This window comes from Acidobacteriaceae bacterium, from assembly GCA_035944135.1.
Classification (GTDB): domain Bacteria; phylum Acidobacteriota; class Terriglobia; order Terriglobales; family Acidobacteriaceae; genus Granulicella.
In genome coordinates this window covers 88735-103891 of sequence record DASZBM010000007.1, presented here as the reverse complement: position 1 = coordinate 103891, position 15157 = coordinate 88735, and the positions used below count along the sequence as shown (strand labels likewise).

14 protein-coding genes are annotated in these 15157 nt (G+C 62.9%); 10 read left to right on the top strand and 4 right to left on the bottom strand.

Annotation, left to right across the window (positions count from 1 at the left end; genetic code table 11):
- Positions 1-96: 96 nt before the first annotated feature.
- Positions 97-2187, top strand: a complete 2091-nt coding sequence (locus tag VGU25_12305; protein HEV2577983.1) for a SpoIIE family protein phosphatase — start codon at positions 97-99, stop codon at positions 2185-2187.
- A gap of 21 nt (positions 2188-2208) precedes the next feature.
- On the opposite strand, the gene VGU25_12300 is transcribed toward VGU25_12305, so the two are convergent.
- The gene (locus tag VGU25_12300; protein HEV2577982.1) at positions 2209-2802 is read right to left on the bottom strand and encodes a hypothetical protein; all 594 of its coding nucleotides are present in this window, start codon (positions 2800-2802) and stop codon (positions 2209-2211) included.
- Between the two features lie 93 nt (positions 2803-2895).
- Between VGU25_12300 and VGU25_12295 the strand changes: the two genes are divergently transcribed.
- Complete coding sequence (locus VGU25_12295; protein ID HEV2577981.1) at positions 2896-3636, top strand: DUF2461 domain-containing protein; 741 nt, start codon at positions 2896-2898, stop codon at positions 3634-3636.
- 292 nt (positions 3637-3928) lie between these two features.
- Positions 3929-4225 carry an HU family DNA-binding protein gene (locus tag VGU25_12290; protein HEV2577980.1) on the top strand — a complete coding sequence of 99 codons (297 nt, stop codon included), beginning with the start codon at positions 3929-3931 and terminating at the stop codon, positions 4223-4225.
- A gap of 68 nt (positions 4226-4293) precedes the next feature.
- Here VGU25_12290 and VGU25_12285 read toward each other — a convergent pair whose 3' ends face one another.
- On the bottom strand, positions 4294-5958 hold the full coding sequence (locus VGU25_12285) for a DHA2 family efflux MFS transporter permease subunit (GenBank protein HEV2577979.1): 1665 nt from the start codon (positions 5956-5958) through the stop codon (positions 4294-4296).
- 157 nt (positions 5959-6115) lie between these two features.
- On the opposite strand from VGU25_12285, the gene VGU25_12280 reads away from it, so the two are divergent.
- Together VGU25_12280 and VGU25_12275 are read left to right on the top strand one after the other, a co-directional pair.
- A complete protein-coding gene (locus VGU25_12280; protein ID HEV2577978.1) occupies positions 6116-6907 on the top strand; it encodes a C4-type zinc ribbon domain-containing protein in 792 nt (263 codons plus the stop codon).
- Positions 6904-7494, top strand: coding sequence for a 5'-3'-deoxyribonucleotidase (locus tag VGU25_12275; protein ID HEV2577977.1), 591 nt, complete (start codon positions 6904-6906; stop codon positions 7492-7494). Before VGU25_12280 ends, VGU25_12275 begins: the two co-directional genes overlap by 4 nt.
- Positions 7495-7503: 9 nt before the next feature.
- On the opposite strand, the gene VGU25_12270 is transcribed toward VGU25_12275, so the two are convergent.
- Positions 7504-8289 (bottom strand): XRE family transcriptional regulator, encoded by a 786-nt coding sequence (locus tag VGU25_12270; GenBank protein HEV2577976.1) that lies wholly within the window; start codon positions 8287-8289, stop codon positions 7504-7506.
- A 479-nt stretch (positions 8290-8768) separates the two neighbouring features.
- The gene (locus VGU25_12265; protein ID HEV2577975.1) at positions 8769-9671 is read right to left on the bottom strand and encodes a hypothetical protein; all 903 of its coding nucleotides are present in this window, start codon (positions 9669-9671) and stop codon (positions 8769-8771) included.
- 176 nt (positions 9672-9847) lie between these two features.
- Between VGU25_12265 and VGU25_12260 the strand changes: the two genes are divergently transcribed.
- The 5 genes from VGU25_12260 to VGU25_12240 all read left to right on the top strand — a co-directional run bounded on the left by VGU25_12260 (position 9848) and on the right by VGU25_12240 (position 15094).
- Complete coding sequence (locus VGU25_12260) at positions 9848-10942, top strand: type III polyketide synthase (GenBank protein HEV2577974.1); 1095 nt, start codon at positions 9848-9850, stop codon at positions 10940-10942.
- Positions 10932-11741, top strand: coding sequence for a methyltransferase domain-containing protein (locus tag VGU25_12255; GenBank protein HEV2577973.1), 810 nt, complete (start codon positions 10932-10934; stop codon positions 11739-11741). The genes VGU25_12260 and VGU25_12255 overlap by 11 nt, the downstream gene beginning before the upstream one ends.
- A complete protein-coding gene (locus VGU25_12250; protein ID HEV2577972.1) occupies positions 11738-12949 on the top strand; it encodes an FAD-dependent monooxygenase in 1212 nt (403 codons plus the stop codon). The genes VGU25_12255 and VGU25_12250 overlap by 4 nt, the downstream gene beginning before the upstream one ends.
- Positions 12950-12968: 19 nt before the next feature.
- Complete coding sequence (locus VGU25_12245) at positions 12969-13652, top strand: YdeI/OmpD-associated family protein (protein ID HEV2577971.1); 684 nt, start codon at positions 12969-12971, stop codon at positions 13650-13652.
- 62 nt (positions 13653-13714) lie between these two features.
- Positions 13715-15094, top strand: coding sequence for an A/G-specific adenine glycosylase (locus VGU25_12240; protein ID HEV2577970.1), 1380 nt, complete (start codon positions 13715-13717; stop codon positions 15092-15094).
- Positions 15095-15157: the final 63 nt, after the last annotated feature.

The window sequence follows — 15157 nt, the reverse complement described above, 5'->3', positions numbered from 1 at the left end:
ATGTCATCTCCTTGAAGGGAACCATTTTGCGCGCCGAGTACGTATCCTGCAACGGGGCTACGCTAAACTCATCTGCACTACTCCAGGGCATCTTTCATGAGCGCCTCAACACCACAATCCGGCACCGGTTTCCGGGCATGGTTCAAACGCCGGAGCCGCATTGGCCGCGTCAGCTTCGTCCTGACTGCGCTGATCGTCATGCTGGCCCTGCTTGGTCAGATCTCTCACGTTCTTGAGCTCGTGGTGATTGGCCCGATTTTTCTCTGCTCGGTCATTCTCTTTCCGCTGCTCGTTATCCTGCTGTACCGCTGGACGACGCGCCGCTTTCTGTGGAAGGTGCGCAACCGGCTCATCCTCACCTATGCGCTGATGAGTCTTGCTCCGGTTGTCCTCTGCCTCACGCTTTTCTGTATCGCCTCATACGTATTCGCCGGGCAGTTTGCGACGAACAATGCAATCACACTGCTCGACCGAGCCTCCATTGAGCTCCGCGATGAGACCGCCGGGCTGGCGCTGCTCTCGAGTGCCAAGACGCCTCGCGGCAAGCAGTCGGCGGAACCCGTTGTGGTGAGTCCGCTGCCCATCTCGCTTGCTGTGCTCAAAGGCGACACGTTTCAGCCGGCCACACCGGAGGCTGCACCTGGCAATCCCTTTTTCGGGCAGCCGATGCCTTCGTGGCTGCACAACGGCTACCACGGCATCGTTGTGCTGAACGGAAAGCTGTATTTGTGCACCTTCGTCGTGATCCCGCAGTCAGGCCGGGAGCTATCAGTACTCGGCACGCGTCTCCTTGATGAGTCGACTCTGAAGGCAAGCGTCAACAGCCTTGGCCGCATCCTCGTCGTCCCCGGGTGGATGGGCAAGAACGGTCCCAACGGCAAGGGCAGAGTGAACGTAAACGTCAAGGACGACGAGGACAACGTCGTTGTCGGAAGCCCGAAGGTTGACATTCCTGATGCAGCCGAAGCGGGCGCGGAACACTTCGACACGATTGACTCCGGGCCTCTCCCACGACGCACTCACTTCTTCGATGCTCCAGTCTTCTTCAGCGCTCCGTTGAACGTCACCTCCTGGCAGACAGGTGACAGGGTCCGCTCTGTCATCGCTGTCTTTTCGCGGCCGTCGATTCTTTACGGTCTCTTGTTCTCCTCTACGAACGGGCTCGGCACAGTCGTGCGCGTCGTGCTCATCGCGATAGCGATCTTCTTTGCGCTTCTTGAGCTTTTCGCGCTGCTGATGGCCGCCGGCCTCAGCCGCACGATCACGCGCTCGGTTGCCGAGCTCTACCGCGGCACACGCGAGATCGATCACGGCAACTTCGAGCATCGCATCGTCATCAAGCGCAAGGACCAGCTCGGAGCGCTGGCGAATTCGTTCAACGGCATGACCGCGTCGATCGTGGACCTGATGGCGCAGCAGCGGGAGAAAGAGCGCCTGTTGTCGGAACTTTCGATCGCGCGCGAGGTGCAGGCGAATCTCTTTCCGCATTCTCCCGTCGCGCTACCCGGCTTTGAGATCCATGCTGTGTGCCAGCCTGCGCGCACGGTCTCCGGCGACTACTTCGACTTTATCTTCGGTCGTCACCGGGATGATCTCTACCTTGCGCTCGGCGACATCAGCGGCAAGGGTATCTCCGCCGCTCTGCTCATGGCCTCCCTGCACTCCGCCGTCCGCGCCTTCGGACTCAGCTCCACCAACCGGGCCGCAAGCGAGCCGGTGCGTTCCTCACCCGCGACGCTACTCGAGCTCCTCAACAAGCACCTCTTCACCAGCACGCCACCCGAGAAGTACGCGACACTCTTCCTGGCCTACTACGACGCCGCCACGCGCAAACTGACTTACTCGAACGCCGGACACCCGCCGCCCATCATTCTCTCCTGCGACGGCAAGTTGAAGCACCTGGACTGCGGCGGCCCTCCTGTCGGTCTGCTCAACGGCGCCGAGTACCAGGAGGAGGCCCTCGAACTTCAGCAGGGCGACCTGCTGATGGCCTTCTCTGACGGCCTCACCGAGCCCGAGCAAAATGATGAGCAGTTCGGCGAAGACCGCCTCTTCTCTTACATCCGCCAACACTGCACCGAGCCGCTGCCAACATTGGCGAGCAACACGCTGCAGTGCTTGCAGGAGTGGATCGGCAATCACGAGCAGCCGGATGACATGACGCTGCTGCTCGCACGCCAGCTTTAGCAACTTGTAGATTCGGTCGCGCTACTTGGACTTGACGAGGACGAAGCGACTGGGAACGACGCTGCAGGAATCCGGTGTGGGCGCCCGCCAAACGCTTCCGTCCGCAAACGTTGCGCTCATCAAATGCACGCTCGTGATCGTCGCCGCCGGGCCGACCAGGAGATCGGCGTCAACCTTCATCGCCGCTTCGCGATCCAGGTTGAAGTTCTTCTCGCGCTCAGACGTCGCGGTCGCGGACCCATTCGTTCCCGGCGCAACCGGCACCCGCTTGAGCCCGAGCGGCTCATAGCTGACGCGCAGTTCTAGTTGCTTGACGGCATTGTGGGCGACCTGAAAATCGACGTGCACCCCAAGGCCGCTGGGCCTGACCTTTGCGGCGTCCTTCTGATCCTCGAGCGCCGTCGTCCACACGGTTGCGCCGCCGGTCGCCTGTTGGGACGCTCGCAGCGCACCAGGGCATGACCCCTGCAGCGCGGTTTCCCTGCCCTGCAGCACGACCATCGCCTTCTTCTGCTGCTCTGTCGGCACCTGCGGCTCCGGCGCCTTCACCTGCTGAGCCTGCGCCACGCCTACCGCCATCATCAACCCGGCTACCGCTATCACATCGAACCGCATAGGACCCTCCCGCGACTGCGCAACCATTGTGCGCCCGTTCTGTTGGAGGCGTCCACAGCCCGCACAGCTCTCTGCTCGGCTATCCTCACCTGCATGCCCACGCATTTCACGCCGGCTGCGATGACGTTTCTACGCGGCCTGGCGCGGCACAACGACCGCAACTGGTTCAACGACCGCAAGCGCGTCTACGAGACCGAGCTCAAGGTGCCAATGCTCGCCCTCGTTGACGAGATCACGCAGTCCATGGCCGACTATGCGCCCGAGCACATGCGCCCCGCGCACAGATCGATGATGCGCATCTACCGCGACATTCGATTTTCGCCGGACAAGCGTCCGTACAAGACACACGTGGCGGCTTGGTGGTCGCGCCGCGGCATGGAGAAGACTTCAGGCGGCGGCTTCTACCTGCACATCGATCCCAAAGGCTGCTATGTCGCCGGCGGCGTCTACATGCCCGAGCGCGAGCAACTGCTCGCGTTGCGACGCTGGATGGCGGAAAATCATCGCGATTACAACAAGCAGCTCAACAAGCTGCTCAAGCCTCGTTCCTCACGCGCGCCCGCAATGCACCCGATCGACCCGGAGGCGCTGAGCCGCATGCCCAAGGGCTTCCCCGCCTGTCACCCCGCGGACGAACTGCTGCGCGCGCGCAATTGGGGCGTGCGCTGCTCGCTTCCGCCGGCGCTGGCGCTTCGAACGACTCTCGCGCGCGAGGTCATCGCTCGCTTCCGGCTGATGGCGCCTCTTGTCGACACACTCAACGAAGCGATACTGTCCAGCGCCCCGGCCTCTTCCGAGCCTCTTCGTCGCATCCGGGCGAACGCCTTTCTCTGACACTCCAGTTGCATTTCTACCCTCGTTTTCCGCCGAAAATGGGCCAATTCTGGGTACTTTCGGCTGAAAACCCTAAAAATACCTGTGGAAACAGGTGTTTTCTCATTGACAAACACTCGCTAAAGGGCGATGGTGAATCACGGCGCGGTTCTCCGCACCCGCATAAACACTGACGATTTGGTGCGGTGCAGAAGGCGGCAAGCGGGTCCCGGGGGCCCCGGCGGATGTCTTTATCCAATGGGTCGTCCTCATCAGCCCCCTAAAATCTGTTTCAAAAAAAAGGAGTCCCTCAATGGCAAAAGGCATGACCAAGACACAGCTCGTCCGTCACCTCGCAGAGAAGAACGAGCTCACCAGCAAGCAAACCGCGAACTTCATGCAGCTTCTCGCAGAGACCGCGGTCAAAGAGACCAAGAAGAACGGCGAGTTCACCATTCCCGGCCTCGGCAAGCTCGTCAAGGCGGAGCGCAAGGCGCGCATCGGCCGCAACCCGCAGACCGGCGAGGCCATCAAGATCAAGGCCAAGACTGTCGTGAAGTTCCGCGTTGCGAAGGCCGCGAAGGATTCGATCGCTCCCCCAAAGAAGTAGTTTTTGTTTTACTTCATGCAAAGGCCGAAGCTTCACGCTTCGGCCTTCGTGTTTTCTGGCGGCGCTCTCTAGTGGCCCGCGTGCATTCCCTTCGGCGGCTTCGGAATGAAGAACAGCACGGGGATCATGAACGCGCAGAAGAGCGTCAGGTAGCGGATGATGTCGATGTAGGCGAGCATCGCGGCCTGCCTGTGCATCTGGTTGTAGATGAACGCCTGCGCCTGGTGAATCGCACCCAGCGACGCTCCGCCGAACGGACCTCCGGTTACTCCCTTGCCATTGCCCGCGGCGAATCTGCCCGCAAGCGCCGTCACCTGCCGCGTGAACCCGGCGCTGCCCGCGGTCATGTTGCGGACCATTGAGGTCTCGTGCGCGGCAGTGCGGCGTATCAGCATCGTCGCCATGAACGCCGTGCCCGACGAGCCTCCGATGTTGCGCGCGAGATTCATCAGGCCCGACACATCGTTGCTCTCCGTCTGCTTCACGCCGATGTACGAGATCGTGTTAATCGGAATGAACAGGAACGCCAAGCCTGACGCCTGGAAACATCGCATGAACACGAGCTCGCCGTAGCTCAGGCCCAGGTTCATCTTGCCCATGTAGAGCAGCGCCATCGTGAGCATGAAAAAGCCATAGCCGATCAGCTTGCGCGCGTCCACCTTGCCCGACAGCACACCAACCACCGGCATCATCGCCATCATCATGAAGCCGGCCGGAGACAGGACTTTCCCCGAGAGCTCCGCTGTGTACCCGAGCAGCGTCTGCACAAACTGCGGAATCAGGATCGTCGTGCCATAGAGCGCGAACCCGAGCACAAACATCAGCGTGAAGCTGATGGCAAAACTTCGGCGCTTGAAGAGCGTGAGGTTCAGGATGGGCCGGTGACCCACGCGGAGCTGTCGCAGCTCCCACCAGATCATGACCACGAACGCGACGACTGTCATCACCGCGAACAACGTGATGACGTGAGAAGAGAACCAGTCGTCCTCCTGGCCTTTATCGAGCAGGAACTCCAGCGAGCCAAACGTCAGTGCGAGCAGCGAGAAGCCGATCAGGTCCAGCTTGATGCCGCCCTTTTGCGATTCCTTCACTTCTTTCTCGATCCACGGCGGATCTTCAACGATGCGCGAAGTGAGAAAGAGCGACAGCAGGCATACCGGAATATTCAGGAAGAAGATCCAGCGCCAGTTGAAGTTGTCCGTGATGTAGCCGCCCAGCGTCGGGCCAATCGCGGGCGCGCACACGACAGCCAGGCCGTACATCGCAAACGCCTGCCCGCGCTTGTTGGGCGGAAAGGTGTCGGCAAGGATTGCCTGTTCGCTGGGCGCCAGACCGCCGCCGCCGATGCCCTGCAGCACGCGGAAGAAGATCAGCAGCGGAAGTGACGGCGCGAAGCCGCACATCGCCGAACTCACGCCGAACAACAGCACGCAGATCATGTAGAACTTCTTGCGTCCGATGAACGTCGTCATGTACGCGCCGGCCGGAAGGATGATCGCGTTCGCGACGAGGTAGGCGGTGATCACCCATGTCGCCTCTTCCTGTGTGGAGCCCAGCCCGCCTGCAATATGCGGCAGGGAGACGTTGGCGATGGAGCTATCCAGCACCTCCATGAACGTCGCCAGCGTCACGGTCATGGCGACGATCCACGGATTCACGCGTGGACGCCACGCCGCATGCGGGTCCATTGGCTGCGAAGCGCTCTCGACCTCAGATAAGGTAGCGGTGGCCATTCGGTCGGTAGTTGGATACTACGGGTCGCGACGCAGATTCAGGAAATCCGCTCGACGTCCACAACAAGATAGTCGTTCGACGAAGGTGCTACGCTTAATGTTTGGCTCGCCCCTTGCAATTGTTGCAGAGCGCTGCCCTCGGAAAGACTCCCAAGCAATGAATCCCGACCTCGAACATCTCGTCATCCTTCAGGCGCAGGACCTGGAACTGCAGCGTCTTCGCCAGGAGCAGGCCGAGGCTCCGCGTCGCGTCGCCGCTGCCGAAGCCGCGTTCAAGTCCGCAGAGCAGGCGCTCGCGAAGATTCGCCAGGACCTCGCGCGCGAAGAAAAACTTCGCCGCAGCCAGGAGTCCGATACCGACGGACATCGCAGCAAGATCGCGCGCCTCCGCAGGCAGATGGAGACCGCGACCAGCGCTGCGCAGATCACCGCCCTCGAGCACGAGATCAGCTTCGCCGAATCCGCCATTCGCAAGTTGGAGGACGAAGAACTCGCCTCGCTCGAACGGACCGAGTCGCTCGAGGGCGCGGAAGAGACTGCTGCAGCAGGCGTGGAGAAGACCCGGACCGCGCTCGACGAAGAACGTGTGCGTGCCGCAGCCACAGTGGACCGCACGCGTACCGGTCTTGAGGCCATTGAAGCCGAACGCAAAAATCTGCGCTCACAGATCAGCGAGGCCCCGCTGGCCAATTACGACCGCGTCGCGAAATCGCGAGGCACCGGGCTTTCCGAAGCGATCGATCACAAGTGCTCCGCCTGCCAGATGATGGTTCGCCCGCAGCGCTGGAACGACCTCACCGGCAGCGAGCACGAGGACCAGATCTTCACCTGCGAGACCTGTGGCCGCATGTTGTTCTGGGATCCGCGCCGCGACACGCCGCGCTCCTGGGAGGCCGGCGAACGGCTCTCCTCTGCACAATCCCACGCCGCCGCGGAGCCGCGTAGATGAGCGTTCAGCAACCCAACGGGTCCCGACGCCTTGAACCTAAACCAGCCCGTCGCATCATCTGCGTGGACATGGATGAGGTTATCGCCGACGCGCTCGGCGAGCACCTGATGCGCTACAACCGCGATTTCGCCGAGCGAATCACGCGCGCCGATCTCCAGGGCCAGTGGCTCTGGGATTTCGTTCCGCCCGAACGCCAGCAGGCTCTTGCCGATTACATGATGTCGGAGGATTTCTTTGCCGTCCTGCGCGTCATGCCGCATGCCCAGCGCGTTCTGGAGCGCCTGCAGGAGCACTACGAAATCTACATCGCCACAGCAGCGATGGAAGTGCCATCCAGCTTCAATGCCAAGTTCCACTGGCTGAAGCAGCACTTCCCATTCATTCCGCCATCGCACATCGTCTTTTGCGGCAATAAGAGCATCCTGCGCGGCGACTTCCTCATCGACGACAACCCGCGCCAGCTTCGCCTGTTCCATGGCGAAGGCATCCTGTTCAACTCACCGGCGAACGTCAACGTCACCGGCTTCCGCCGGGTACACGACTGGCTGGAGGTCGAAAGGCTGTTTCTTCCGGTAAACGCTGTCTAGCTGGCTGCGCTAATCCCCGGCTTGGCGGGCGCGCTTCTTGGCGATTGTACCGTTGGCTGCGCTCTGTGTCTGCGGAGCCATTCGGATGGGCGCCTGGCTGGAGCGCATTCCCTCCGGCATGGTCAGGATCAGGGCTGTACACTGCTCGTCCCCGATCCGCTCATAGCTGTGCTTGACCGCCGGATCGAAGTAGACCGCATCCCCGCGCTCCAGGATTTCCGAGCGGCCCTCGTGCAGAAGACGCAGGCGTCCGCTCAGCATGTACAGGAACTCGGCGCCCGTGTGCTGGTGAGGAGTCGGCGTGCGGCGTCCGTTGCCGGGCAGAAACTCCGCCACATACGGCGCAATCATCTGCTCCGCCGGCACCTGTCCCAGGCTCTCGAAGAAGTAGTCCGGGTCTGCGGCTCCGGTCTGCGGCAGCCGCTGCCGATCCGTTGCGCGCTGAATCTTGAACAGTTCCGGCCGTTCCGGCTCGAAGAAGTAGCTCAGGTCCCGCGAGAAGACCATCGCAATGCGCGCGAGGTTCCGCAATGTAGGGACCACCCGCCCCGTCTCCAATTGGGAAAGGAAGCTGGCGGACAGGCCCGTATAGCGTCCGAGCTCCACCAGACCCATGTGTTTGCGCTGCCGCAGAAACTTGATCCGTTCGCCGATTCGCTTGCCTTCGATCAGGGCCTCGGCTGCTTCGGGCGGCACACCGATATCGGAAGCTCCGTCAACGCGCTCCGCCAAGCCCACTGCGCCCGAAGGTTCAGCGTCCTGGATTCGCTTATGCGGAGGTCTGGTCTCCAGCATGCGCATCGCCTGAGGTGAGAGTTCGATCCGACCATTGTGAGGGCCCGGAATTGACGACGGCGAGGGTTGCCCTGCGCTAGCCGGGAAAACGACCTCCAGCCGACGTTGGCTGTTGAGGGGATTGGATGATTCCATCGCGGACTGGCCTCGGACAAGAAAGTGGTGCGTACGGCATGGCCAGACTCAAGAAGCCCTGCCGTTTAGAGGGATGTTTCTATTCCACGAAAAGGATGTATCGCCGGTAACCGGAATCGGCAACCGATGTGCTCACAGAGCGCAAGCTCGCGAAGAAGACATCCCCACCGGATGTCTTCAATGCGGCCGGCCGGGCTCGACCCGGCTCGCGCTGCTCCTTGGCGGCCACCCCGAAACATAGCACCCAGAGCCGTCGGCACACCGTACGCCACCCGACACAACTCGCCCCAGGCGAAAGAAAAAGGCGGCCAGGGCTGGCCGCCTCTCACGTGAGACTTCAGTAATTACCTCCGGCCGCGGAAACCACCGCCATGGAAGCCATATCCACCACCAAAGTAGGTAAAGCCCAGCCCGAAGCCGTAGGGATAGAACCCGTAGCCGTATGGGTAGAAGCCATAACCGTAAGGGTAATAGCCATACGGATAGTAGGGATATCCCCAGCCCGGATAGCCATAAGCGTAGTACGGGTAGAAGCCGTCACCATACGGCCCGTAGCCGAAACCCGGCGCCATGCCACCGCCGCGCTCGCCGTAGCCGCGTCCCGGCAGGATGTCTGCGCTTGCCTCATAAGGAACGAATTCGTGCGGACGCTCCTTGGTCCCGCTGTAGACGATCTTGTTGTTCTCCTTGACTTTCATCGGCTTGGCGTCTGCGGCACCGCCCGCCGGGAACGCCAGCGCCTCGCCCTTCAGTACGCGCGCGGTGTTGGTCTCCGCGTTGAAGGTGTAAAGGCCATCCTTCAGGATCTGCGTCTGCCCGCCCGGCAGGTCCACCAGGATAATCGTGTCCTTCGCCGGCTTGTGCACGTTGACGTTCGCCAGCCCGTGCTCCACGCGCAGTTCCAGCTTCTGGGCGTCGGAGCTCACCTCCCGCACCTTGCTCTGCGGCCCCACCCGCAGGATCACTCCCTCGATCGGTGTGGCCTGCGCCTCTCCGGTCGTCGGGGAAATCTCCTGCCCCGGGCCGATGGTCACCGGCGAGATCTGCGGCGGCCCCACCCGCTGGGGATATGCGTAGTGATATGTGTTCTGGTTTGCATAGGCATGCTCAATCGGCGCTGCCTGCTGTTCCTGTACGGTCGAGTTCACCGGGCCCGGCTGATTCGCGGTTTGCGCAGAGCAAACTGCGGTCGCCGCAAACAGAGTGGCCGCAGCGAGCATCGTTGTCATCTGCCTTGGCGTTGTCATCGTAAAAAACTCCTATCCATCAGGAGCAAAAATCTCCTATCCAATTAGATGGGATGTAAAGGAAAAAGTTCCACTTCGCCCATCGCCAGCGCCGCTCGCGTACCTTGGTCGGATACGCAACGTTCTGCTGACAATTGCAGGACAAGCTTCGCATCCAACCCTGCAAGGATGGTGCTGTGAACGACGTTTACCTGAACCGCATCGCAACTGCTGTCCCCGACCACGACGTCCACACTGCGTTCGTAGACTTTGCCGACAACCTGCTCTCCGAGTCGCCCGACCCGCGCATGCGCGCCCTCTTCAACCGCATGGCTTCGCGATCGGGAATTCAGCACCGTTACTCCATCCTCTCGCCGCACCGCGACGCACCTGAAGATCACACCTCCGAGTTCTGGATCAACGCGCACCGCTTCTACACCCGCGGCAGCTTCCCCGACACCTCGAACCGCATGGAAATCTTCGAGCGCTTCGCTCCCGTGCTCATGCGCCGGGCCGTAGACCGCCTCGAGCTCACCCCCGCGGAGCGCCGCTCCATTACGCACGTCGTCGTCACCACCTGCACCGGTCTGTACGCGCCGGGACTGGACTTCGACGTCGTCGACCATCTCGGGCTCTGCCCCTCCGTCGAGCGCACCATGATCGGCTTCATGGGATGCTACGCCGCGATCAACGGCCTCAAAACGGCGCGTCACATCATCCGCTCCGAACCCCATGCGCGTGTCCTGATGGTGAACCTCGAGCTCTGTTCGCTGCACTTGCAGGAATCCCACGATCTCGAGCAGGTGCTCAGCTTCCTGCTGTTCGCCGACGGTTGCGCGGCCAGCATCCTCTCCGCCGAACCCATCGGGCTTGCGCTCGACAGCTTCCGCGCGGTCACGATCCCGGAGACGCGCGAGCTCATCACCTGGAAGATCCGCGGACTCGGCTTTGACATGTTCCTCTCCGGCCAGGTGCCTTCAGCAATCGCGAAGGGCCTCGAATCCTGCAGCGAGGACATCGTCGGCCCGTTCACCGCCGACGACATCACGCTCTGGGGCGTGCATCCTGGCGGCCGCACCATCCTCGACGGCGTGGAGCGCGGGCTAGGCCTTCCGCCGGAAGCCCTCACCTCCTCGCGCTCCGTACTCGAGCGCTTCGGCAACATGAGCTCTGCGACCGTCATGTTTGTTCTGGACGACATCATGCGCACCGCCCAACCTGGCGAACGCGGCTGTGCAATGAGCTTCGGCCCCGGCCTCACCGCAGAGACGATGCTCTTCCATGCAGCCTGATTCCATCACGCCGGCCCCCGTCACTCCACTGCCCGAACTCACGTATGCCCGCCGCGCGGAGCCTGCCGAGCTGCCCGAGCTGATGGACCAGCCTTGCAGCTACGAAGAGTTCCGCGACTGCCTCCGCGACCTCGGCGAGGTGAACCGCATCACCCACGCATACAAGCCCACCCTGGAGTTCCTTGCCCGCGTGGCCAAACGCCACGACACCGCCCAGCCATTGCGCATCCTCGACGTCGGTTGCGGTGGCGGCGACATGCTGCGCACGGTCGCTCTCTGGGCCCATGAGCGCGATCTTCCCGTCGAGCTCACCGGCATCGATCTGAACCCTTACTCGGAGCGCGCGGCCCGTGAGTTTGGCGATAGAACCTCAGTCGCGTCCAACGCCCGCGCCCGCGAGCTTGCTCGCTGGAGTGGAAACATCACGTGGCTGACCGCAGACGTCTTCTCGTACGCGCCGGAAGTTCGGCCCGACGTCATCATCAGCGCGCTGTTCACGCACCATCTCAGCTCGCCCGAAATCGTGCATTTCCTGCGCTGGAGCGAGCAGAACGCCCGTCTCGGCTGGTTCATCAACGATGTGCACCGCAGCCGCCGCGCCGCATTCCTATTCCGCTTTCTCCCCATCATCTTCGGCTGGCACCACTTCATCTTCCACGACGGTCCGGTCTCGCTGCGCCGCGCGTTTGTTCCCGCCGACTGGCAGCGCATGCTTGATGAGGCAAACATTTCTGGTGCGGAAATCGAGTCGCACGCGATGAACCGCCTGTGCGTTGCGCGCATCCGACAAGTCTCATGACCGTTTCGAATCCAACCGCCGATCTCGATGCCGTCATTCTCGGCGGGGGGCCGGCGGGCGCCGCCGCCGCCATCGAGCTCGCGCTGGCTGGTCGCCGTGTCGTACTGCTCGAGCGCACGCTGCACGCGCACCACAAAGTCTGCGGTGATTTTCTCTCCGGCGAAGCGCTCTCCAGCCTCGAGGCTCTCGGGCTCAACGTCGCCGCGCTTGGAGCTGTTCCCATTCACCGCGTCCGGCTCGCCGGCGGTTTCGGCGTTCCCTCTGCAACTCTCCCCTTCGCTGCGCAATCACTTACCCGTCGTGCGCTGGACGATGCGCTTCTGCGCCGCGCCTCTGCCGCCGGAGCGCTGGTCCTGCGCGGTCACACGGCCCAGGCGCTTCACCGCAGCGGCAATCTCTGGCAGGTCGGCGTCTCCGGCCCGAGCCGCAGCTACACGCTCAGCGCGCGGCACATTCTGCTCGCCACCGGCAAGCACGATCTCCGCGGGCTTCCTCGCCCTGAGGGCACGCACACCGATCTTGTCGGCCTCAAGATGTACCTGCGCCTCGCACCTGAGCAGAGCGACGCCATCCGGGACACGATTGAGCTCGCACTCTTCCGCGGCGGCTACGGCGGCCTTTCGCTGGTCGAAGACACTGCTGGAAAAAGAGCGGAAGGCGACAGGGCCAACCTGTGCTTCGTCATCCAGCGTAGTCACGTGCGCGACCTCGGCCGCGACTGGTCCGCCATCACTGGAGTCCTCACGCGAAACCCGCACCTTCGCACGCGCCTGGCCGGCGCACATCCGCTACTCGAGCGGCCGCTCGCGATCAGCCCGATCCCGTACGGGCATCTGCTGCGGCAAGCCATCGCCGAGGACCTCTTCGCCATCGGCGACCAGGCAGCGGTCATCCCGTCCTTCACCGGCGACGGCCTCGCAATCGCGCTGCACAGCGGACGCCTTGCCGCACGCGCCCTGCTCGCAGGTCACTCGTCCCACGAGTTTCATGCCGAGCTTTACGGCCAGCTTCACCGCCAGATTTCCCTCGCCACCATGCTCTCCCGTGCGCTGGTAACCCAGCCGCAACGCTCCATCCTCTCCGCGGCGGCGTGCGTCCTACCCGGCGTGCTCCGCTCCGTAGCCTCCTGCACTCGACTCGCCTCCCAGCACCAGGTTCCTGCGCAGCCGTTCCCGGCGTCGCACGAAAACACTTGCACGGCAGCGTGACGCGCGTATGCTGTTCCGCATGGCTCCCACCCAAGTGAAGTCCCCGCCTTCGCGCAAGGCGGCCGGGCCGGTTGCGCACAACAGCTTCTATTCACCCAGAGTCGATGCGTACATCGCGTCCGCGGCTCCCTTCGCGCAACCAATCCTCACGCATATCCGCGAGCTCGTTCACAAAGCGCTCCCGGATGTCGAAGAAGACATCAAGTGGTCCATGCCATTCTTCATCTATCGAGGGCTCATGCTCGGCAACATGGCCGCTTTCAAGCAACACTGCAGCTTCGGTCTATGGGGCAAGGAAGCCGCCGCCGACCTGCGCGAAGACGGTCTCTATGACCGAAAAGCGATGGGCGTGCTTGGCAAGCTGACCTCCGTCAAAGACCTTCCCTCTGACCGCGAATTCACGAAATACATCCGCTCCGCCGCTGCCGAGATCGAGACCGGCGCGCGCACCCAGAACTACTCGCGGCCCAGGAACGCCGCCCCCAAACCACCACCTGAGGTCCCACCCGCACTCACCGCTGCGCTCAAGAAGAACAAGGCAGCAGCTACCCAGTTTGCCGCCATGCCTCCCGGCTGCCAGCGCGAGTACTGCGAGTGGATCTCCGAAGCCAAGCGGGACGAAACCCGCGACAAGCGCGTTGCCACGGCCGTCGAGTGGATATCCGAGGGCAAACGCCGCAACTGGAAGTACGAAAACTGCTAGAACCAGGCTAGCGGCTGACTTGACCGATACATGCAATCCATTTCGCTGTTCTCTGCCCACGCATGATCACGCGCACGCCTGTACCCAATCCGCTGACCCGTCGCACACCCCGCCCCCGTTCCGGCGAGAGTGTCGCTGCAAATCTATCTGGTGCGCGGCCTGCACCGCCCGCCCTCCCGTTTGAGGCCGAGCCCTTCCGCCGCGCGCTCCTCTCCTGGTATCGGCAGCATGCGCGCGACCTTCCCTGGCGCGGCATCCGCAATCCTTACGGAACGTGGCTCTCCGAGATCATGCTGCAGCAGACGCGGGTCGCCACGGTCGTCGAACGCTACAACGAATTCATGCGCCGCTTTCCCACCCTGGAAGCGCTTGCCGAGGCGAGCGAAGAGGACGTCCTCGCGCTCTGGAGCGGTCTGGGCTATTACCGCCGCGCTCACCTCCTGCATCGCGCCGCGCAGTTCGTTCAGCGCGAGTTCCGCGGACGTCTCCCGCGCACTGCGCACGGTCTGCGCACGCTGCCCGGTGTCGGCGAATACACCGCGGCCGCCATCGCCAGCATTGCCTTCGGTGAATCCGTCGCCGTGCTGGATGGAAACGTCGAGCGCGTCCTGCTGCGCATCCTCGGCCTCGCTGAAGATCGCTCCGGCAAAGCGCGCGCTCGTCTTTCCGCGGCCGCGCAGACGCTCGTCCCTCCGCCCGCTAAGAGGAAGGAGCGCAGCAACCCTCCCGGCGACCACAACCAGGCCATGATGGAGCTCGGCGCCACAATCTGCCTGCCGCGCCAGCCGCTGTGCCTCGAGTGCCCGGTGATGAGCTTCTGCCGCACGCGCGGCGAGCATGCTACGGCCTCGCGCGACAAGCCGCAGAGCCGCATCGTCGCCCACCTGCTCACGCTTCGCAAGCGCGGCACCGCAACCGAGGTCCTGCTGTTGCGCCGCCCGCCCGACGCCGCGCTGATGCCGAAGATGCTGGAGCTGCCGCCGCTTCCGCTGGAGGCCACTGATGGACGCGAACCCGTGCTGCGCCTCCGCCACTCCATCACCAACACCAACTACTACGTCCAGATCTTCGCGGAGAGCGCGCCTGGAGTCGCTCCGCACGCGATCCATGTCGCCGGCGAAGAGGAGTCCGAATTATCCGGGTCCGGGGATGACGAGCTGGTCTCGATTACGACCAATCCTCGGCCCTCCGCGGATGGCGCGGCGAGGAAGGTCTACGAAGAAGGCCTGTTTGTACCCGAGGATGCGGACATCCCGGGAATCGATGCCGACCCGCGCCTCACTGCTCCTGAAGGTGCGCTGCTCAGCCAGATTCCGGCCAGCAAGTCTGACCTGGAGTGGATGCCAACGTCGCGGCTGGCCTTTCTGCCGCTCACCGGCCTGACACGCAAGGTGCTTCAGCGGCTGGGCGTGATGAGCCTCCCACGGCTGCAGATCAGTTGAGAATTGTCGGGGAACCCCCGCCCGGGCAAAACTGCGCAAAATCTTCAGACGACAGGACTTAGG

Bases quoted from the DNA above. Each gene is read 5' to 3' on its own strand.
- VGU25_12305 (HEV2577983.1), top strand. From the start codon at position 97: ATGAGCGCCTCAACACCACAATCCGGCACCGGTTTCCGGGCATGGTTC.
- VGU25_12300 (HEV2577982.1), bottom strand. From the start codon at position 2,802: ATGCGGTTCGATGTGATAGCGGTAGCCGGGTTGATGATGGCGGTAGGC.
- VGU25_12295 (HEV2577981.1), top strand. From the start codon at position 2,896: ATGCCCACGCATTTCACGCCGGCTGCGATGACGTTTCTACGCGGCCTG.
- VGU25_12290 (HEV2577980.1), top strand. From the start codon at position 3,929: ATGGCAAAAGGCATGACCAAGACACAGCTCGTCCGTCACCTCGCAGAG.
- VGU25_12285 (HEV2577979.1), bottom strand. From the start codon at position 5,958: ATGGCCACCGCTACCTTATCTGAGGTCGAGAGCGCTTCGCAGCCAATG.
- VGU25_12280 (HEV2577978.1), top strand. From the start codon at position 6,116: ATGAATCCCGACCTCGAACATCTCGTCATCCTTCAGGCGCAGGACCTG.
- VGU25_12275 (HEV2577977.1), top strand. From the start codon at position 6,904: ATGAGCGTTCAGCAACCCAACGGGTCCCGACGCCTTGAACCTAAACCA.
- VGU25_12270 (HEV2577976.1), bottom strand. From the start codon at position 8,289: ATGCTGGAGACCAGACCTCCGCATAAGCGAATCCAGGACGCTGAACCT.
- VGU25_12265 (HEV2577975.1), bottom strand. From the start codon at position 9,671: ATGACAACGCCAAGGCAGATGACAACGATGCTCGCTGCGGCCACTCTG.
- VGU25_12255 (HEV2577973.1), top strand. From the start codon at position 10,932: ATGCAGCCTGATTCCATCACGCCGGCCCCCGTCACTCCACTGCCCGAA.
- VGU25_12250 (HEV2577972.1), top strand. From the start codon at position 11,738: ATGACCGTTTCGAATCCAACCGCCGATCTCGATGCCGTCATTCTCGGC.
- VGU25_12245 (HEV2577971.1), top strand. From the start codon at position 12,969: ATGGCTCCCACCCAAGTGAAGTCCCCGCCTTCGCGCAAGGCGGCCGGG.
- VGU25_12240 (HEV2577970.1), top strand. From the start codon at position 13,715: ATGATCACGCGCACGCCTGTACCCAATCCGCTGACCCGTCGCACACCC.